This window comes from Bacterioplanes sanyensis (genome assembly GCF_002237535.1).
GTDB classification, from domain to species: domain Bacteria; phylum Pseudomonadota; class Gammaproteobacteria; order Pseudomonadales; family Oceanobacteraceae; genus Bacterioplanes; species Bacterioplanes sanyensis_A.
Map to the genome: position 1 here is coordinate 4,163,939 of NZ_CP022530.1, position 19,784 is coordinate 4,183,722.

At 55.0% G+C, this 19,784-nt stretch carries 19 protein-coding genes and 1 pseudogene; 16 read left to right on the forward strand and 4 right to left on the reverse strand.

Annotation, left to right across the window (positions count from 1 at the left end):
• The first annotated feature begins 202 nt into the window (after nt 1-202).
• The 15 genes from CHH28_RS19120 to CHH28_RS19190 all read left to right on the forward strand — a co-directional run bounded on the left by CHH28_RS19120 (nt 203) and on the right by CHH28_RS19190 (nt 17,290).
• A complete protein-coding gene (locus CHH28_RS19120) occupies nt 203-1,735 on the forward strand; it encodes a methyl-accepting chemotaxis protein (RefSeq protein WP_094061810.1) in 1,533 nt (510 codons plus the stop codon).
• Nucleotides 1,736-1,745: 10 nt separating this feature from the next.
• Entirely contained in the window at nt 1,746-2,468 is a 723-nt protein-coding gene (locus tag CHH28_RS19125) for a transporter substrate-binding domain-containing protein (RefSeq protein ID WP_094061811.1), read from the forward strand.
• Between the two features lie 274 nt (nt 2,469-2,742).
• On the forward strand, nt 2,743-4,005 hold the full coding sequence (glyA, locus tag CHH28_RS19130; protein WP_094061812.1) for a serine hydroxymethyltransferase: 1,263 nt from the start codon (nt 2,743-2,745) through the stop codon (nt 4,003-4,005).
• A 243-nt stretch (nt 4,006-4,248) separates the two neighbouring features.
• Complete coding sequence (locus CHH28_RS19135) at nt 4,249-4,476, forward strand: hypothetical protein (protein WP_094061813.1); 228 nt, start codon at nt 4,249-4,251, stop codon at nt 4,474-4,476.
• Between the two features lie 307 nt (nt 4,477-4,783).
• Nucleotides 4,784-5,557, forward strand: a complete 774-nt coding sequence (locus tag CHH28_RS19140) for an AraC family transcriptional regulator (RefSeq protein ID WP_199243950.1) — start codon at nt 4,784-4,786, stop codon at nt 5,555-5,557.
• Nucleotides 5,558-5,710: 153 nt separating this feature from the next.
• Complete coding sequence (gene putA, locus CHH28_RS19145; protein WP_094061815.1) at nt 5,711-8,893, forward strand: bifunctional proline dehydrogenase/L-glutamate gamma-semialdehyde dehydrogenase PutA; 3,183 nt, start codon at nt 5,711-5,713, stop codon at nt 8,891-8,893.
• Nucleotides 8,894-9,046: 153 nt separating this feature from the next.
• Nucleotides 9,047-10,504 carry a sodium/proline symporter PutP gene (gene putP / locus CHH28_RS19150; RefSeq protein WP_094061816.1) on the forward strand — a complete coding sequence of 486 codons (1,458 nt, stop codon included), beginning with the start codon at nt 9,047-9,049 and terminating at the stop codon, nt 10,502-10,504.
• Nucleotides 10,505-10,682: 178 nt separating this feature from the next.
• Nucleotides 10,683-11,180 (forward strand): transcriptional regulator NrdR, encoded by a 498-nt coding sequence (nrdR, locus tag CHH28_RS19155; RefSeq protein WP_094061817.1) that lies wholly within the window; start codon nt 10,683-10,685, stop codon nt 11,178-11,180.
• Nucleotides 11,170-12,285, forward strand: coding sequence for a bifunctional diaminohydroxyphosphoribosylaminopyrimidine deaminase/5-amino-6-(5-phosphoribosylamino)uracil reductase RibD (gene ribD, locus CHH28_RS19160; protein WP_094061818.1), 1,116 nt, complete (start codon nt 11,170-11,172; stop codon nt 12,283-12,285). The genes nrdR and ribD overlap by 11 nt, the downstream gene beginning before the upstream one ends.
• A 10-nt stretch (nt 12,286-12,295) precedes the next feature.
• Nucleotides 12,296-12,952, forward strand: a complete 657-nt coding sequence (locus CHH28_RS19165; protein ID WP_094061819.1) for a riboflavin synthase — start codon at nt 12,296-12,298, stop codon at nt 12,950-12,952.
• Between the two features lie 5 nt (nt 12,953-12,957).
• Nucleotides 12,958-14,073, forward strand: a complete 1,116-nt coding sequence (gene ribBA, locus CHH28_RS19170) for a bifunctional 3,4-dihydroxy-2-butanone-4-phosphate synthase/GTP cyclohydrolase II (RefSeq protein WP_094061820.1) — start codon at nt 12,958-12,960, stop codon at nt 14,071-14,073.
• Between the two features lie 17 nt (nt 14,074-14,090).
• Entirely contained in the window at nt 14,091-14,567 is a 477-nt protein-coding gene (gene ribE / locus CHH28_RS19175) for a 6,7-dimethyl-8-ribityllumazine synthase (RefSeq protein ID WP_094061821.1), read from the forward strand.
• 5 nt (nt 14,568-14,572) lie between these two features.
• Nucleotides 14,573-15,031 carry a transcription antitermination factor NusB gene (gene nusB / locus CHH28_RS19180; RefSeq protein ID WP_094061822.1) on the forward strand — a complete coding sequence of 153 codons (459 nt, stop codon included), beginning with the start codon at nt 14,573-14,575 and terminating at the stop codon, nt 15,029-15,031.
• A 63-nt stretch (nt 15,032-15,094) separates the two neighbouring features.
• Nucleotides 15,095-16,039: a thiamine-phosphate kinase gene (gene thiL, locus CHH28_RS19185; protein ID WP_094061823.1), complete on the forward strand. Its 945-nt coding sequence runs from the start codon at nt 15,095-15,097 to the stop codon at nt 16,037-16,039.
• Between the two features lie 516 nt (nt 16,040-16,555).
• Nucleotides 16,556-17,290 (forward strand): substrate-binding periplasmic protein, encoded by a 735-nt coding sequence (locus tag CHH28_RS19190; RefSeq protein WP_094061824.1) that lies wholly within the window; start codon nt 16,556-16,558, stop codon nt 17,288-17,290.
• A gap of 132 nt (nt 17,291-17,422) precedes the next feature.
• Here CHH28_RS19190 and CHH28_RS19195 read toward each other — a convergent pair.
• The 4 genes and pseudogenes from CHH28_RS19195 to CHH28_RS19210 all read right to left on the reverse strand — a co-directional run.
• Nucleotides 17,423-17,851, reverse strand: a pseudogene (locus CHH28_RS19195) (IS5 family transposase); the annotation flags it as partial.
• Nucleotides 17,818-18,201: a transposase gene (locus tag CHH28_RS20735; protein WP_094058567.1), complete on the reverse strand. Its 384-nt coding sequence runs from the start codon at nt 18,199-18,201 to the stop codon at nt 17,818-17,820. The gene CHH28_RS20735 and the pseudogene CHH28_RS19195, both read right to left, overlap by 34 nt.
• Before the next feature lie 142 nt (nt 18,202-18,343).
• Nucleotides 18,344-18,562 carry a DUF6500 family protein gene (locus CHH28_RS19205; RefSeq protein WP_094061826.1) on the reverse strand — a complete coding sequence of 73 codons (219 nt, stop codon included), beginning with the start codon at nt 18,560-18,562 and terminating at the stop codon, nt 18,344-18,346.
• On the reverse strand, nt 18,540-19,334 hold the full coding sequence (locus tag CHH28_RS19210) for an HD domain-containing protein (RefSeq protein ID WP_094061827.1): 795 nt from the start codon (nt 19,332-19,334) through the stop codon (nt 18,540-18,542). The genes CHH28_RS19205 and CHH28_RS19210 overlap by 23 nt, the downstream gene beginning before the upstream one ends.
• A 79-nt stretch (nt 19,335-19,413) precedes the next feature.
• Here CHH28_RS19210 and CHH28_RS19215 point away from each other — a divergent pair, with 79 nt between their 5' ends.
• A complete protein-coding gene (locus CHH28_RS19215) occupies nt 19,414-19,764 on the forward strand; it encodes a winged helix-turn-helix transcriptional regulator (RefSeq protein WP_094061828.1) in 351 nt (116 codons plus the stop codon).
• The last annotated feature ends 20 nt before the right edge of the window (nt 19,765-19,784 follow it).

Here is a 19,784-nt window from a genome sequence, read left to right on the forward strand (position 1 = left end):
CGAAGTTCTTAGACGGATACAGCCAGTATTGACGTCATTTTTCGTGCTGTCCGTAACAGTCAGTAACGGTACTGAGGGAATAGAGCGATCTGAGAGTTGGGTCACATGGCAACTGTGACATCGAGTCACAGTTGCCAGCCGCACTGGCAAGCGGCGACGACTGACCTACGCTAACAACACGAGCTTGTTGTCAGGAACAGCCATGTACAGTGTTCGCTTCCGTTTGGCTGCTCAGCTGGTGTTTGTGGTCACCTTGCTGTTGGCTGCGTTCGGTTATTACAGTTATCAACAGGCCGAAGCTAACTTAATGGCAGAGTTCGAACGCCAAATTGCAGCCTCGGCCAAACGCACTCAACTGAGCTTGCCAGGTCCGATCTGGAACTTTAACGAGCAGATGACGCAGTCGGTGATTCAGTCTGAGTTGGCCTATGAGGGCATTATTGCCATCGAGGTCATCAATACCGATGGTGAGCGCACACTGCTGTTCACCCTCAGCGATAACCCCGAAGAACCGATCACCGCGTTGGAAGAGCCACCCGCCCTCGACGATGTGCGCGAGTTTGCCCTGCAATATGAAGATTACGGCGAAATGAACGACGTTGGCATCGCCAATTACTACGTCGACGCGGCCTTTATTCAGCCCCAGCTGACGCGGCTAATGTGGCGCCAGGTGGCCTTAGTGGTGGTGTTGGATCTGGTCATTGGCGCCATGTTGTTGATCTTGATGGGGCGCACCTTGATGGGCCCATTGCAGCGCATCACTACTGCCGTGGACGCTGTTGCCAGCGGCGATGGCGATCTGACGCGACGGTTGCCCACCCCCAGAGCAGTCGAACTGCAACCGCTGAGCCTCGGCATCAACACCTTTATCGAATCGGTGCAGGACATCGTTCAACAAACCACTCACGACGCCAAAGCGCTGGAAGCGCAAGCCGGTAGCGCGCGCCAGCAAGCAGCCGACACCTCAGGCTACAGCCAGCAACAGCAAACCTTGCTGACTAACATGCGTTCGGCGAGTGAGCATTTACGCGAGTCCATCGTCGCCATCGATCAGCAAGCGCAATCTGCGCTGGATAAAATCTCCACCACAGAGCACGCCGCCGATCAGGGGGTGCAAATGATCGCGCAGCTGGTGCGCCGAGTGGATGAGCTGGTTGAGCAAATTGCTGCCGTTAGCAACAGCGCTAATCAGCTGATTGCTGAGGGCCAGCAAATCAGCGACATTCTTGGTGTTATTCGCTCCATAGCCGAGCAAACCAACTTACTGGCACTCAATGCCGCCATCGAAGCCGCCCGCGCTGGCGAAGCCGGGCGCGGCTTTGCCGTAGTGGCGGATGAAGTACGCAACCTGTCTGCTCGCACTGAGCAATCAACCGACGAAATTGATCAACACATCGGCACCATGCGCCAGGTCAGCAGCCAGTTGGAAGCAGGCCTACATAACTTAAGTGATGCCACCCAAAGCACCGTCAGCCTGTGCGACGACGCCAACACCTCCATTGCCGCCATCAGCACCGCCAGCTCTGACACCGCCGAATGCAACCGCCAGATCAGCCACACCACACAGGAACAAACCTCAGCGGTCAGCGATATGAGTACCACCATTGAAGAGGTTTCCGACAGCGCCTCTTCCATGCACCAATTGGCTGTCGACTCGTCAGATAACGCAGAGCAAGTCAGTCAGCTGGCCGCTTCCGTACTGCGTCAGCTGCAACGCTTCAAAGTCGATTCTTAGGAGAAACACCATGCGTATGCTTATTCTAATCACCAGTCTGATCCTGTGGTCGTGCAATAGCCTGGCAGAGACCGTAACCGCCGCCCAAGACCCCTGGCCACCCTTTGTTCAAGAGGGCAATCCTCCCGGTATTTCGGTAGAAGTGGTGCAAGAAGCGATGAAGACCCAAGGCTACACCGTCGACATGAAACTCACCCCTTGGGCACGTGCCATCGAGGACGTCAAAAACGGCAATGTCGACTTTCTAATTGGCACCTGGTTCACCCAGGAGCGCTCAGCGTACTTACGCTACAGCGACCACTACGCCATCAACCAAGTTAAGTTCATCACCAAAGCAGACAGCAGCTTCGAGTACACCGGCATGGACAGTCTGGCGGGAAAATCCGTGGGGATTGTGCGCGGCTACGGCTATGGCGATGAGTTTTTAACCGCCGGGCACTTTGCGCGCCCGGAGGCAAACAATCTGGTGCTGAACTTGCGCAAACTAATGGCCGGGCGTATTGATATGACACTGGAAGACGAAATCGTCGCGCGTTCGCAAATGACCGGCGCTGGTCTGGACGTCAGTCAGTTCCGTTTTACCAGCAACTCATTGTCGGAAAATAAGCTGCATGTTACCTCAGGGCTGGCCAACGCCCGCAGCGAAGAACTGATTAACGCTTTTAACAAAGGCCTGGCCGCCATCAAAGCCAACGGCACCTTTGATGCCATTATGAAAAAATACGGCATCTAACCGCTCATCAATACACTGGGATTGCTGCCTGCAGAATCCTGCGTTTCTCAAGCGACGAGCCCACGAAACTGGGCTCGTTTTGCATCCAGCATCCACGATGCAAACAGATACGACTCACTTTCCGCTTCATTCATTGGCGTTAGACGCAAGCCGCCCAAGCGATCACTATGAACGGCCGTCAGGTTAAGTTGATGCCATCTCAAGTGCCGCCACCGGGCTTTTGCGTTAGAATGACCGCCCGTAAAATTTGCCAGAACGACATGAGGAAGCCCTGATGTTTAGCCGTGACATGAACATAGCGGAGTTTGACCCGGATCTGTGGTCAGCCATGCAGGCGGAAGATGCCCGCCAGGAACACCACATCGAACTGATTGCCTCAGAGAACTACACCAGCCCACGGGTGATGGAAGCACAGGGTTCTCAGCTCACCAACAAGTACGCCGAAGGCTACCCTGGTAAGCGCTACTACGGTGGCTGCGAGCATGTTGACGTGGTCGAGCAACTGGCCATTGAGCGTGCCAAAGAGTTGTTTGGCGCACCGTATGCGAACGTGCAGCCGCATTCTGGCTCCCAGGCCAACGCCGCTGTTTACATGGCTCTGTGTGAACCGGGCGACACCATTCTCGGTATGAGCTTGGCGCACGGTGGCCACCTGACCCACGGTGCCCCGGTGTCTTTCTCCGGCCGCATTTATAAAGCCGTTCAGTACGGTTTGAACCCTGAAACCGGCGAAATTGATTACGACGAAGCCGAGCGCCTGGCAAAAGAGCACAAGCCCAAGATGATCATCGCAGGCTTCTCTGCCTACAGCCGCGTGGTGGATTGGCAACGCTTCCGCGACATCGCTGATGCCGTTGGTGCTTACCTGTTTGTCGATATGGCACACATTGCTGGCTTGGTCGCCGCGGGTGTGTATCCATCACCAGTTGGCATCGCCGATGTCGTTACCACCACCACCCACAAAACCCTGCGTGGCCCTCGTGGCGGTTTGATTCTGGCGAAAGAAGACGAAGAGCTGAACAAGAAGCTCAACTTTGCCGTTTTCCCAGAATCCCAGGGCGGTCCTTTAATGCACGTGATCGCAGCAAAAGCGGTGTGCTTTAAAGAGGCCATGTCCGACGACTACAAGGCGTACCAAGCACAAGTGGTGAAAAACGCCCAAGCCATGGCCAAGACCTTTATCGATCGTGGCATCAACATCGTCTCTGGCGGCACCGATGACCACTTATTCCTGGTGGATCTGATCGGCAAAGAGTACACCGGTAAAGACGCCGATGCGGCATTGGGCCGTGCCAATATTACGGTCAACAAAAACGCCGTACCAAATGACCCACGCTCACCGTTTGTTACCTCTGGTCTGCGTCTGGGTACACCGGCCATCACCAGCCGTGGATTCGGCGAAGCCGAAGCCATCGAGCTGACTGGCTGGATCTGTGACGTACTGGAGTCGCTGGAGAACGGTACCTCTGAGCAAGTTGAAGCAGAAGTACGCAACAAAGTGATTGCACTGTGCGAGCGCTTCCCGGTTTATAAATAAGCCGCCTTCCGTCTGAGCGACTGCTCAAACGCCACAGCAGGCCATCCAGCAATGGCCTGCTGTCATACAAATTTCACACTCCCTTGTTAGTGTCGCAGGCTCGGACTTTGAGAGCTGCGCCCTGATGGATCACTGGACCCCGATCACCGACACCGAATTGCACACCGTGCTGCAGCAAATCGAACAGCTGCCCGCCAACCAGCAGCATCTGTGGCGCATGTTACGCCTGCCTTGGCCTGAGCTGTGGCAACAGCATCCCTGGGGGATGAAGGCTGCGGTTTTTGGGTGGTCGCGGTGGCCGGCAAGCGGTGCTTGTATTACAACGACATCAGCGCACGTTTTTGCCAAAGCAGTTTTGAGCGCTGGGGGCAGATAGATCATTTTGACCCCGACGGTCAGAGCCTGGCAGAACAGCTGCAAAACTGGCTCGACCTGCTTAATCAGGTGCAACCCAGCCCGCTTATCAATTAGCTCCAGCCATTAACTGACCCCGTTAACGCAATGGCTTATTCGCCTCTCGTTAATCAAACCCGTTAATCAAACCCGTTTGTTAAGCCCGTTCTTTAGCCCCATATCGAACGTGCACAGGCGAGTGCACCCGTGCGAGCAGTCGCACCCAAGATAGCCGCCGATTCTGTGTCTGCTGCGACGGCTGTGCGATACTACGGCGCTGCAATGCTGTCCTTGCACCAGCTAACTGATCCTAGTTGTGCCACAGTAAACGCTGTTGGCATGCAAGCCATATTGGATGCCTCAGCACTCAACCTTGGAGCCTTCTATGCGCAGCATTGGCGCATGCCGTGCACAGACACTCGCGACAGAGCCACATCGGCACAGCCATCATCACCACCAGGTGGTGCTCGGTTTGCACGGACAAGTGTGGTTTGAATTGCCGCCAGCGCAACAGCGCCACTTTGGGCCTGGCCACGGCTGCTTGCTGCCCAGCGACTGCGAACATTCGTTTCATGGCGACGGCGACAATGCCGTTTTTATTATCGACGTCAGCGTGAAAGACGAATCGCCGCTGTTGATCGAAGCCAGTCTATTCCAACAGCTGTTTTCGCAGCCGCGATTTATCGAACTGGACGACAATCTTCAGCGCCTAATAGCAAGCCTGGCGTCAGAACTGCAGCTGCGCCCTCACGACTTACCGCTGCAACAACACATCAGTGCTGTGCTGCTGCACAGCGTGTTTCATCGCATTGCGCCCTATCGCAACCCGACTCAAGCCAGCAGCGGGCGCATCGATCTGGCGATGCTCGATCAACTGATTGCCGAGCGCCTGACGGATAAAATCAGCGTCGATGAGCTGGCCAACGCCTGTCACATGAGTAGTAGCCAGTTTCATCTGCGCTTTCGTCAACTAACCGGCATGACGCCGTATCAATACGTGCTGCAGCAACGCGTACAACAAGCCGCTTGGCTGCTGCAAAACTCTTCCATGAGCATCAGCGCGGTGGCCGCCGAAACCGGCTTTGCCAACCAAAGTGCGCTCAACCATGCGATCAAAGCTCGCTTTGATTTATCCCCAGGTCAGCTGCGACGAAAGTAGTACGAAACTCGAGCAATCGGCCGATTATCGGAGTTTTTGACAAAACTGCCGGAACATCTGACAAGTTTTACCCCGCAGGCCCGCGTACCTTTGATCGTTAACTGTGCAACAAGTGCGGCCTTTTGCCGCCATAACAACGAACAGGAGTGCGCGATGAGCGGTTTTGATGTCTCTACGCTGTTTAACACGACTGCCAAACTCAGTGCTGCTGAGTGGTACCAAGCCATTGAGCAACAGTACGCCGTCGACGAAGACAGCTACATGGCCCAGCTGGTAGAGCTGGCCGAGCCTAATGACGACATTCGTCATCAAACCGAAGTGCGGGCCCGCCGTATTGTTGAAGCCATTCGAGCCGAAGGTGACGTCGCCCACGCCGTCGACAAGCTGCTGCAAGAGTACAGCCTCGACAACGAAGAAGGCGTGATTCTGATGTGTCTGGCCGAAGCGCTGATGCGGGTGCCCGATGCCGATACCGCCGATGCTTTAATCCGCGACAAACTGTCTGCCGCCGCCTGGGACGAGCATATGGGCCGCTCGGACTCGTTGTTGGTCAACGCCTCCACTTGGGGTTTGATGCTGACCGGCAAAGTGACCGGCATTTCCAACCGCGAAAGCTCACCAGGCAACTTGCTATCCGGATTGATTCAACGCGCCGGTGAACCGGTCATTCGCGCCGCCATGAACCAAGCCATGAAGATCATGGGCAAGCAGTTCGTATTGGGTCGCAGCATTACCGAGGCGATTAAAAACAGTAAGTCGTATCGCGCCAAAGGCTACACCTACTCCTTCGATATGCTCGGTGAAGCCGCCTTTACCGATGCCGATGCCGAGCGTTACTTCAACGCCTACATGGATGCCGTCAAAGCACTGGCAGACAGCAAAAGCCAGTGGCGCGACGACCGCCCGGCGCCCAGCATTTCGATCAAGTTATCAGCGCTGCACCCGCGCTACGAAGAGTCCCATCAGCAAGCCGTGATGGACGAGCTGGCAGCCCGTGTCAGCGAACTGGTGGCCGAAGCCCGCCGTCATGACATTGCCCTGACCATTGATGCCGAAGAAGCCGACCGCCTGGAGCTGTCGATGCGCTTGTTCCAAAAGGTCTACAACAGCGCAGTCGCCAAAGGTTGGGATAAGTTTGGTTTGGTGGTGCAGGCCTACTCCAAGCGTGCCACAGCCGTGTTGGGCTTCCTCAACGCATTGGCCCGTGAGCAAGGCGATGAGATCCCGATTCGATTGGTCAAAGGCGCCTACTGGGACAGCGAAATTAAGCACTCACAGCAGTTGGGCTTAGCCGACTACCCGGTGTTTACTCGCAAAGAAAATTCCGACGTCTCCTACATGGTGTGCGCGCGCTACCTACTGAGCGAGCAAACCGATGGTTGCCTGTACCCACAGTTTGCTACCCATAATGCTCATACCGTAGCAGCGGTAGCCGAGCTGGCGCAGCTCAACCCTAACCGCGCCTTTGAGTTCCAACGCCTGCACGGCATGGGCGATGCGCTGTACGACAACCTGTTAAGCCAAGATCGCATCAACGTGCGCATCTATGCCCCAGTGGGAGCGCACAAAGACTTGTTGCCTTACCTGGTACGCCGCTTGTTGGAAAACGGCGCCAACTCATCCTTTGTACACCGCTTGGTTGATGCTGAAACCCCAGTTTCCGATCTGGTGCAGTCGCCGGTCGCGACGGCATCACGCCATGCCGTGTTCCGCAACCCACGTATTCCTCGTGCCGGCGAAATGTTTGGCACCGAACGCAGTAACTCCCAGGGGTATAACTTGTCCGTCGCCTTCGAACGTGAGCCGTTGCTCAACAGCATTCGCGCTTTTGATGACAAACAGTGGCAGCTAAAGCCGATTATCAACGGCAAAGCCGTAGACGGCGGTGACAAGCACCCAGTACTGAGCCCGTTTGATCAGCGTCAGGTGGTCGGTGAAGTGACCTGGACCTGCGCTGAACAGGCGTTAGAAGCATTAGACGTGGCCGACAAAGCTTGGTTTGGCTGGAACCGCACCGCGGTGGTCGAGCGTGCCGCATGCTTGGATCGCATGGCCGATCTGATGGAAAAACACACCGACGAGCTGATGGCTCTGTGTGCGCGCGAAGCCGGCAAAAGCCTGCAAGACAGCATTGATGAGATCCGTGAAGCGGTGGACTTCTGCCGTTATTACGCCCAGCAAGCACGTCAGAACATGGCGCTGCCGACGGCATTGCCGGGGCCGACAGGGGAAAGCAACGAACACTACTACGAAGGCCGTGGCGTGTTCTTATGTATTAGCCCATGGAACTTCCCACTGGCCATCTTTATGGGCCAGGTAGTCGCTGCTCTGGTGGCGGGTAATACCGTGCTGGCCAAACCTGCCGAATCAACCTCATTGATTGCTGGTCGCGCCATTGAAATGCTCTACGAGGCGGGCATTCCAAAAGACGTACTGCACTACCTGCCTGGCTCAGGTGCCACCATCGGTAATGCCTTGGTGCCGGACAACCGCGTTACCGGTATCGCCTTCACCGGCTCGACCGAAACCGCACAACTGATCAACCGCACGCTGGCCGAGCGTGATGGCGCATTGGCCACCTTCATCGCCGAGACTGGCGGCCAAAATGCCATGATCGTTGACTCCACCGCTTTGCCAGAGCAAGTGGTTGCCGACGTCATGCACTCAGCCTTTGCCAGTGCCGGTCAGCGCTGCTCGGCGCTTAGGGTTCTGTGTGTGCAAGACGATATTGCCGATCGCATCGTGACCTTAATCGACGGCGCCCTGCAGCGCATCGAAATCGGCGATCCACAGCACTACAGCACAGATTGCGGTCCTGTGATCGACGACAAAGCAAAAACCAACCTGACCTCGTATGTTGAGCGCTGGCGCGCCGCTGGCCGTATTTTGGCGGAAGCACAGTTGCCAGAAGAATGCGCACACGGCCACTTTGTGGCACCGGTCGCGATTGGTATCTCGGCACTGTCGGATTTGGGCCGCGAGCAATTCGGTCCAGTACTGCACATTTACCGCTACAAAGCCAATGAGCTGGATAAGGTCATTGCCGACATCAATGGCACTGGTTACGGCCTGACGTTGGGCATTCACAGCCGTAACGAAGCCACCGCCGCCTACATTGAGTCGCGCGTGCGCGTCGGTAACTGCTACGTTAATCGTAATCAGATTGGCGCCGTGGTCGGGGTACAGCCGTTTGGCGGCCGAGGCTTGTCGGGTACCGGCCCCAAAGCCGGTGGTCCAAACTACCTGAAGCGTTTCGCCACCGAGCGAGTGCGCACCATTAACACCACAGCGGTGGGCGGCAATGCGTCGCTGCTGTCGTTGCAGGCGGACGACTGATCTCGCAGTCACCGCCGAATCAGCCGCCACGGATGCCATGTCCGTGGCGGAAAACACAGCCAGCGGTGTGCTCTTTCGCCGTTGGCTGCACTCTCGCCCAAGCCAGCCTAGCGGCTTGGAGCGAACTATAACAATGAGAAACAGGAGCGCAGTATGAGTACGAGCTTTTCTATTCTGATTACCTTCATCGCCTACCTTGGCGGGATGTTGTGGATCGGTGTTTGGGCCTATCGCAAAACCAACGATTTATCTGACTATATTCTCGGCGGCCGTTCCTTAGGCGCCTGGCCGTCGGCACTGTCGGCCGGTGCGTCGGACATGTCAGGCTGGCTGTTGCTGGGCATGCCTGGCTACGCTTATGCATCTGGCTGGGAAGCGTCCTGGCTGGCCGGTGGCCTGCTGCTGGGCACCTACCTCAACTGGTTGATTGTGGCGCCGCGCCTGCGGGTGTATTCCGAGTTGGCCGACAACAGCCTGACTTTACCGGAGTACTTCAGCAATCGCTTTGATGACCAAGCGGCGATCCGCGTCATTTCAGCTTTCTTTATCTTGCTGTTCTTCTTGTTCTACACCAGCTCTGGTTTGGTGGCCGGCGGCAAGCTGTTCGAAACCGTATTCGGTCTGGACTACACCCTGGCGGTGACACTGGGCACCATCGCGGTGGTGTCTTACACCCTGTTTGGTGGTTACCTGGCCGTCTCCTGGACCGACCTGGTGCAAGGCCTGTTGATGGCAGCAGCGCTGATTATTGTGCCCATTGCCGCCTTCAATGCCGTTGGCGCAGGTCCTAACGAGTTGCTGCAAGCCAAGAACCCAGAAATGCTGGATCCATGGACCAACACCGCTGGTGAAGCGCTGGGCTGGATGGGGATTGTCTCGCTGGCGGCTTGGGGCTTGGGCTACTTCGGTCAGCCGCACATTCTGGCGCGCTTCAAAGGCATCAAGAGCCGTGACGAAGTCAAAACCGCACGTCGCATTGCCGTCAGCTGGACCTTTCTCGGCCTGATGGGTGCTTTCTTTGTCGGTGTTGCGGGTATCGGTTACTTCGATACGCCGTTGGCAGACCCAGAAACCGTGTTCATGGACCTGGTTCAAGCACTGTTCCACCCACTGGTGGCCGGTATCTTGCTCGCTGCCATTTTGGCTGCCGTCATGTCGACCGCGGATTCGCAGCTGCTGGTATCGTCTTCCGCTCTGACCGAAGACTTCTACAAAGCGCTGATCAACCAAAACGCGGATCAGGCAACTCTGGTGAAGATCGGCCGCTTTGCCGTGGCAGGTATTGCCATCATTGCTTGGGCGCTGGCACTGAACCCTGACAGCACCGTTCTCGGCCTGGTGTCGTACGCTTGGGCAGGCTTTGGCGCGGCGTTTGGCCCGGCGGTGATTCTGTCGCTGTTCTGGAGCCGTATGAACCGGTTCGGCTGTCTGGCCGGTATCGTAGTTGGTGGCATCACCGTGGTGGTGTGGAAGCAGCTCAGTGGCGGCCTGTTCGATTTGTATGAAATCGTACCGGGCTTTATTGCCGCGACCGTGGCCATCATCGCGGTCAGCCTGGCAACGCCTGCACCTGAGAGCAAGATCACCGACACCTTCGCACAAGTGAAGTGACCCTCCCCCGTTCGCTTGTTTCTCCTGAGCAAGCGAATCGCCGCATGGCTTGGCCATGCGGCACCCTCGCCATAACACGCCATGCGCGCATACACGCGGACTTTCGTTTGTTTTCTGGCGTCAACTGCCCTAAAATCGCGCAACTTTTGCTCACTCGTTAAAGAAGCCGCTCTTTACCATGCATTGCCCCTTTTGCGCTCATCCGGAAACCAAGGTGATCGATTCACGATTGGTCGCTGCTGGCGAACAAATTCGCCGTCGTCGCGCCTGCAATGCCTGTGGTGAACGCTTTACCACCTTTGAAACCGCCGAACTGGTGATGCCACGCATCGTCAAAACCGACGGCACCCGTGAGCCATTCAACGAAGACAAACTGCGCAGCGGCATTCAACGCGCACTGGAAAAGCGTCCGGTCAGTGTCGAAGCCATTGAGGCCGCCCTGGGCCGCATCAAGCATCGCCTGCGCAGCACTGGCGAGCGTGAGCTCGATAGCCGTGTGGTGGGCGAGTGCGTGATGACCGAGCTGCGCCAACTCGACCAAGTGGCATATGTGCGCTTTGCCTCGGTGTATCGCAGCTTCCAAGACCTGGACGAGTTCCGCGCTGAGATCGAGCGCATCTCAGACCCAGAATGCCCCGCCGACGACCACCCGCAAGGCCACCCTTATGACGCATGAAGCCTATATGGCTGAAGCGCTGCAGTTGGCGCGCCAGGGCCTCTACTCTACCAGCCCCAATCCACGCGTCGGCTGCGTTATCGTGCAGCAAGACCAGGTGGTGGGGCGTGGCTGGCATCAACAAGCCGGCGGCCCTCACGCCGAAGTGCATGCCCTGCGACAAGCGGGTGAACAAGCCCGCGGCGCGACCGCCTATGTGACCTTAGAGCCATGCAGCCATTATGGCCGCACGCCGCCCTGCGCCGATGCCTTGATTCAAGCCGGAGTGGCGCGCGTTGTCGGCGCCTGCCGGGATGCCAATCCGCAAGTGGCGGACCAAGGCTATCAACGCCTACGCGATGCCGGCATCGAAGTGATCGAGGGCGTACTGCAAGCGCAGGCCGAAGAATTAAATCACGGTTTTCTCAAGCGCATGCGCTGCGGCCTGCCTTGGGTGCGCATTAAAATGGCCAGCAGCCTGGATGGGCGTACAGCCATGGCCAGCGGAGAAAGCCAATGGATTACCGGCGCCGCGGCCCGCGCAGACGTGCAGCACTGGCGAGCACGCTCCTGCGCCGTTATTACTGGCGTTGATTCGGTGTTGATCGACAACCCGTCGATGACCGTGCGCCCGCAAGATAGCCACATAGAGCAAGACGAGCATTTATGGCGCCAACCACTGCGCGTGGTGGTGGACAGTCAGCAGCGCTTAGCGCTCGACTGTAAACTGCTGCAACAAGTTGGCAAGGTGCTGTGGGCATCGACTCAACCTGCCATCAACGCCCACCGCGCAAGTGAGTTGGGCGAGCTGCAGCAATGGCAAGCGCCAGCCAATAACGGCCATGTCGATCTGCACGCTCTGCTGCGTCACTTGGCTGAGCAAGGTTGCAACGAAGTGTTGATCGAAAGTGGTGCCCAACTGGCTGGGGCATTCGTGCAGGCGGGACTGGTCGATGAGCTGGTGCTGTATCAAGCTCCGACCTTGCTCGGTAGCCAGGCGCGGCCACTGCTATCCTTGCCCTTTGAACAGATGCAACAGCAATTGCGCTGGCAGTGGCACGATGTGCGTCAGATCGGCGACGACATTCGCTTTATTTTACGAGCCCCCACGGGCTCATCCAGCTGACGGGAGCGTCATGTTTACCGGAATTATTGAAGCCATTGGCACGGTTGCCAGTGTGGAGCTGCGCCAAGGCGATATTCGTTTGCGCATCGACAGCGGCGCATTGGATTTAAACGACGTGCAACTGGGCGACTCCATCGCCACCAACGGCGTCTGTTTGACCGTGGTCGAACTGCCCGGCAATGGTTTTGTCGCCGACGTATCACGCGAGTCTTTGCAGCACACCTTGATCGGCCAATGGCAAACCGGGCACCGCGTGAACCTGGAAAAAGCCCTGACACCAAGTACACGCATGGGCGGCCACATTGTCACCGGCCATGTTGATGGTGTCGGTGAAGTGCGGGAACGTCAGGCCGATGCGCGCTCTATTCGCCTGACCGTGAAGCCACCGGCCAGCTTGGAAAAATACATTGCCGCTAAGGGCTCGATCACCGTTGACGGCATCAGCCTCACGGCCAATGCCATTGCTGAGCGCGGCTTTGAGCTCAACATAGTGCCGCATACCGCCGAGCAAACAACTCTGTTCCACGCCCGAGTGGGCCAGCATGTGCACCTCGAAGTTGATATTATTGCGCGCTACCTTGAGCAGCTGTTTAAAGGTGAACAACGCCACGACAGCAACAGCCGTTTGTCACCGGCGTTCCTCGCCGAACATGGATTCTGGAAGTAAGTGTTATGCCACTGAACAAGATCGAAGACATTATTGAAGACATTCGCGACGGCAAGATGGTCATCCTGATGGATGATGAAGATCGCGAAAACGAAGGCGACATCATTGTTGCTGCAGAAAAAGTAACGCCAGACATCATTAACTTTATGGTCACCGAAGCGCGTGGCCTGGTGTGCCTGACATTGACCGGCGAGCGCTGCGACTATTTAGGCCTGCCGTCGATGGTGACCGGTAACGGTGCCAAATTCTCCACCCCATTCACCGTATCAATTGAAGCCGCCGAAGGCGTCACCACCGGTATTTCAGCAGCGGACCGCGCGCATACCATTCGCGTGGCGGTCAATGCCATGAGTAAGCCTGAAGACATCGTTCAGCCTGGCCATATTTTCCCGCTGCGCGCTCGTCCTGGCGGTGTTTTGAGCCGTGCAGGTCATACCGAAGCAGGTTGTGATCTGGCACGTTTGGCCGGCTTAACGCCTGCGTCTGCCATCGTTGAAATTATGAATCCAGATGGCACCATGGCGCGCCGCCCGGATCTGGAAAAATTTGCCGAAAAACACGACATTAAAATCGGCACCATTGCCGATTTAATTCACTACCGCATTGCCAATGAGCAAACGGTAGAACTGCTGGGCAAAGAAGCGGTGCACACCGAGTTTGGTGAGTTCACTCTGCACACCTTCCGCGACACCATTCAAAACGAAACTCACTTGGCGCTGACGCTGGGCGACATCAACCCAGACGAGCCGACTCTGGTGCGGGTGCAAAATACTCAGGTATTGCGCGATGTGCTGGGGGTGCGCCAATCCGATTCAGAAAGCTGGTCTTCGACCAAAGCACTGGCACGCATTGCCGCCGAAGGCAAAGGTGCGTTGGTGTTATTGTCGGCCGGTCAGGGTGAATTAATCGGCGACAGTTTGGATCAACATTTTGGTCGCTGCCGCCCAAGCCGCAGCCCCAACACCGACAGCTCCGGCGCCTTTTTAACCATCGGTACTGGTTCGCAAATCTTGCGCTCACTGAACGTCAAAAATATGCGCCTGCTCAGCTCCGAAACTAAATACAGCGGTATTTCCGGCTTTGATCTGGAAATTACTGAATACATCCCCTTCAGCGAATAACTGCGACTGGAATTATTATGAAACATATTCAAACCATTGAAGGAAACCTGACGCCCAACGACGGCCGCTACGCCATTGTTGTTGGTCGCTGGAACGCCTTTGTTGTAGAAAGCCTGTTGGAAGGCGCCGTTGACTCATTGCTGCGTCACGGTGTGGAAGAAGAAAACATCACCATCATTCGTGCACCAGGCGCGTTTGAAATTCCACTGGTGGTAAAAAAAGCCGCTGAAAGCCAAAATTACGATGCCATCATCGCTTTGGGCGCCGTTATTCGCGGTGGCACCCCGCACTTTGAATACGTCGCGGGCGAGTGCACCAAAGGTTTGGCATCGGCCTCGATGGAAGCGAACATCCCAGTGTCGTTCGGCGTACTGACCGTCGACAGCATCGAGCAAGCCATCGAGCGCAGTGGCACCAAAGCCGGCAATAAAGGCGAAGAAGCCGCCATGTCTGCGTTTGAAATGGTGTCCTTGCTGCAAGCCATGGAGGCCTGATCGGCATGTCTCGCACTTCCGGCAAAAACAAGCCCAGCGCAGCCGCCCGACGAAAAGCCCGTCGTTACGCTGTACAAGCCATTTACCAATGGCAGCTGGCCGGTGCCGACCTGGCACAAATTGAGGCCGAATTCCGCGCCGATAACGACATGAGCAGCGTCGACTTGGAATATTTCCATGAGATTTTGTTCGGAGTGCCGCGCGCCAAGCAGGAGTTAGACACGCATCTGACGCCACTGGTGGACCGCGCCCTGGAAGAAATGACGCCCGTCGAACTGGCCATTTTGCGCTTGGGTGCGTTTGAAATGCTGCACCGCATTGATGTGCCGTACAAAGTGGTCATCAACGAAGCGGTTGAGCTGACCAAAACCTTTGGTGCCACCGACGCGCACAAGTTCGTCAACGGCGTCCTGGATCGTTTAGCGCAGCGCAGCCGCACGGTAGAGCTGCGCCAAAAGCGCTAGCAACATCCAGTACATGAGCGATGCGATGAACGGTGCGATGAGCGCAACCATGCAGAGTAGCGCATGAGCGGTCATGAGTTTGCGCTGATTCGTCGCCATTTTGCCGACGGCTACCCACTCTCACCGCAGACCGTATTGGCCGTGGGTGACGATGCCTCCATCGTTGCTCCGCCAGTCGGCGCCCAACTGGTGCAAAGCATCGACACGCAAGTGGCCGATGTGCACTTTCCCGCCACCGCTCCTGCTCAGCTGATTGCCGCTAGAGCGCTGCGTTGTGCCGCCAGTGACTTGGCGGCCATGGGCGCCACACCGCAAGGGTTTCACCTGGCGCTAACGCTACCGGATGCTAAAGCCGAATGGCTGCAAGATTTTGCAACAGGGCTGCGCCAGCACGCGCATCAATTGGATTTACAACTACTCGGCGGTGATACCACCCGCGGCCAGCAGCTGGTGATCAGTATTGCAGTGCAAGGTTGGGTCGATGACGGCACAGCGCTGCGCCGCGACGGTGCCCAAGCCGGCGAGCAGTTATGGCTATCAGGCCCTCTAGGCGCTGCGGCCCTTGCACTGCCTGAGGTACTTAAAACACCCGGCAAGAGTACGGGTTGGGCCAGCCATTATTATTTCCCGGCGGTGCACACCGAACTTGGACTGGCATTGCGTGGCATCGCTTCTTCTTGTTTGGATATTAGCGACGGCCTATTACAAGACGCCGGGCATATCGCCCGCGCGTCTGATGTAACAATCATGATCGACGCTGAAAAAGTAGAAACCGCAATCGATCAGGCAGATACACGCTGGCCGCTGTGCTTTAGTGGCGGCGATGACTATCAACTATTATTTAGCGTTTCCCTACAGCAAGCCAGCGTTATGCAGACGCTGCAGCAATCGTTTCCCAATATGCACTGCATTGGTGAAGCTCAAGCAGCGAACGGCAATCCTTGCGTGATACTTCATAAAGATGGTCAGCCGCTGGATTTACAACAAACAGGTTTTCAGCATTTCTAAATCGTCGTCATATCGCATTTCCTAGGAATTTTTCTTTTATTGCTTCCCATCAAGCTGAAAAAAACCTGAAGTTTTTCGGTGTTTAGCATATCACGGTGTGAATGACACACCGCTGCCTGAGGGCATTGAAAGCAGGGATACAGTAAATGCTATTTTGGGGCGAATGCGTGGCGTCTTAACCAGTGATTTAGTGGATGATCAGGGAGAATAGCTTACCCAAGTAATTATCCGAGCTATGCAAAAGTCAAAGCAAACCCACTCTAGCAAAACCACGTAGACAGTAAAGGACACGAGCGCGGGATTTTTAGTAATTTCGCTGAAATACGATACGCGCATCAGCTCGGCACCCAAAGTGATATGCTAAACACCTGCATATATAATTATAGATGGCTCAATAACCCCTAGCGAAATCCTGACCAGACAGTACAATCCGCGCCGCAACCGATTTATAACCGTGCTGGCGCTATTCGTCGTTTAGCGTCATACGTACTAACCTAGCGGAGATGAGACCCTGGTATGAATAAACTGTTCGCCATCACAGCCCTATTTCTGGCCTTAAATATTCAGGCAGCTGAAAAGCTTTATTTTTTTACCGAGCAATTCCCGCCCTATCACATGACGCTGGATGGCCACCCGTTTGCTCATGATGGCGAAAACATCACTGGCTTGTGCTCGCAAATGGTGAAGCGTTTGGCAGAGGAGGTGCCCTATGAAATGAAGATGAAACTGCGTAACTGGAATTCCGGCCTGGAGCGAGTAAAACGCAAAGCCAACCATGGTATCTTCTGCACGGTGCGCTCAGAACAACGCGAAGACTGGTTCGAGTGGGTTGGTCCTTTGACCAATACTGGCTGGGCATTATTCGCCAAACCAGGTTCGGGCATCACATTGAGCTCATTGGAGGATGCCAAGCAGTACGAGATTGGTGGTTACAAAGGCGACGTCAGAACAAATTACCTAATGGAACATGGTTTTAATGTCTCTGTCATCACTGAAGATGCACAAAACCCACGGCGTTTACAGCTGGATCAAATCGATCTGTGGGTCTCAGATGAGCTGGCGGGCCCCTATACGGCTTCGGATGCAGGCGACATTGAAGTAGAAAAGCTGCTGACGTTTAAGCGAGTGCCACTGTACTTGGCAATCAATAAAGATACAGACCCCAAAATCGTTAAGGCGCTACAAAGAGCGGCAGACAAGCTCACCAAAGATGGCTCTTTCGAAAGCATTGAGCACATCTACGGTCGCTGATGTTTTAGCTTAAATCATTGATGTAAAGCCGAGCTCAAATTCGGCTTTACATCACAAGTGATTTCAAATACGAAAGAGCTGCAATATTTATTTAGAAAAGTGCAGACTAAGCAGTACAGACTAGAAGCTGTTTCACAACTTCTTTAGCACGATCATCATGCAGGCGGCGTGAAAGAAGGCTCGATACATTGAGAGCTTTCTTTCCCATCGAACCACTAATCGCCGATAATTTCCAAGCCAAGCAAAAGTGCGCTCTACTTTCCAGCGACGGTCGTACCTTCTCAGCTTTCTACCATCTTGCAGCGGCGCTTTTCTCCTGTTTCGACGATGTGGACAAATGAGATCAACGCCCCGTTTCTTTAACGCCATTCGCAGAGGATCAGAGTCTGCCGCTTTATCGTAAATCAAACGCTTCACCTTGCTCTTGCCATAGGAAACTTTTAACAAAGCCTCAATCAGATTGACCTCCGCCGGTGACGCTGAGCCAAGTGTCAGCCCGATTGGAATGCCTTCGCCATCGACGACTATCATCCACTTCGACCCCTTACCACGCTTGGTTTTTCCAACACCGAGGCCCCTTTTTTTGCGGGTGCAAAACTACCATCAGAAAACGATTCTTCCCAATTTAACCGCGACTGTTGATCCAGAACGCGAAGAAGCTTACGCCAGGCTTTGACCCATGCACCTTGCTCTTCCCAGTACTGAAGGCGGCGCCAGCAGGTACTCGGTGAAGGATAGCGCTCGGGTAGATCACGCCAGCGCGCACCTGAACGTAAGACCCATAAAATGCCCTCGAAACAGGCTCGATTGCTGATAGGTTTGGGACCCCCTTTGCCACGAGGCAGGCTGGGTAAACAAGGCTCAATGTGTGCCCACTGTTGGTCGGTCAGTTCTGAGGTTGAACGTTTCATGGTGGAGGAGTTGAAGCTGATAGTTTTGATTATTATATCGGACTGAAGGTTATGAAACAGCTTCTAAGCAATAGTTTAGATCCACCCAACTCCGATCAACAGCTCCTGCTACTGGCTCAAAAATTTTTGGCCAGCTCTTGCACTACAGTGCGTCTGCCATCATCTGACGGATTTTTACCGCCTTTTCAAAATGATCCAATTGGTGTGTCTGAATCCACCAAGTGGCTGCTTCCATCAGCAGCTCGGGATCATCATTTTTATTGGCAAAAAAAGCATAAAAAGACACATTGACACCGTCGCCTTTCTGCTCAATTTTTTTATTGCAGATTTGAGTAATCTTACGTCGTAGCGTCTCTCGCATCAGATACCTTATCGTATTGATTCAATGGATTGTTATCTACCAACGACGAAAACCCCAGTGCATTCAATACTCCCGCATGGCTGCAAGGGTGGTGAGGCTGAGTGTGCATACTGGCTTTGATTTCATCAGCAAAACCGCGACGAGGGTAGCGCCGATGAATGGTATCCTGCTCCGTTGGTGAGAGCCAGAAATGGTAGGCGCCAATCACATCCATATGGGCACCGGTTTTTAATAAAAATGTTTCGTTGCCACACTGTTGATGATTGAGCCATGGATTCAAATGCAAGCTAATGGCCTCATACACTTGCTCGGCAAACGAGAGGCCGCGCGATTGAGAGAACTCGTACGCCGCTCGTGCGCCCACGACTTGAAACGCGGTTTGCCGCAGCTGCGGCTGACACCCCTTTGTTAGCCCCAGATCGTGCATCATGCTGGCGCTGTACAGTACTTCTTCATCCACCTGCAATTTAAAAGCCTGGCCCACCACCCAGCCAAATGCCCAGGTACGCAGGCAATGCAACGTCATCACCGCTGACTGCTGGCCATGCACGTACTCGTTTACTTCAGCTGCCCAGGCTGTATCGGGCGCTTTGAGTTTATCCAAGTCGACCAGCCGGCGCTTTGCTGCTGGTTTCAACCAATACAGCCAGCGCTGCATCAGCTGATGCACCTGCGTACGCAGTAACATGGCAACCAGTTGACGTTTTTCATGCGGGTTTAGCAGCCCCTCGCTGCTTTCACTCCAACGATACGAACCGAGTGGTGTTGTCATAGCCTGTAACTTTTAAATTTAAAGTTACTAGAGACTAACAGACTTTCAATTTAAAAGTCACTGACTTATGATCCACGTTATGAACGAGAATCTCATCTGCCCATTGGCGCAAGCACTGGATATCATTGGTGATCGTTGGACCTTGTTGGTGGTGCGCGATTTACTGCAAGGCAAAAGCCGTTACAACGAGTTCAGTGCCAGCAGTGAAAACATCCCAACCAATATATTGGCCAATCGTTTAAAGCGACTGATCGAGCAAGGCCTGGTGGAAAAACAGCCCTATCAGCAACGACCAATACGCTATCAATACGCACTGACAGACAAAGGCATGGGCTTATTGCCCGCCGTACAGCAGTTAGTCTTGTGGGCACAACAGCATTATCCACATTGCCGCGACGTTCCTGCGGAGTTCTTGCAGCGCACACCATAAAAGCTAACCAAGCTCGGTGC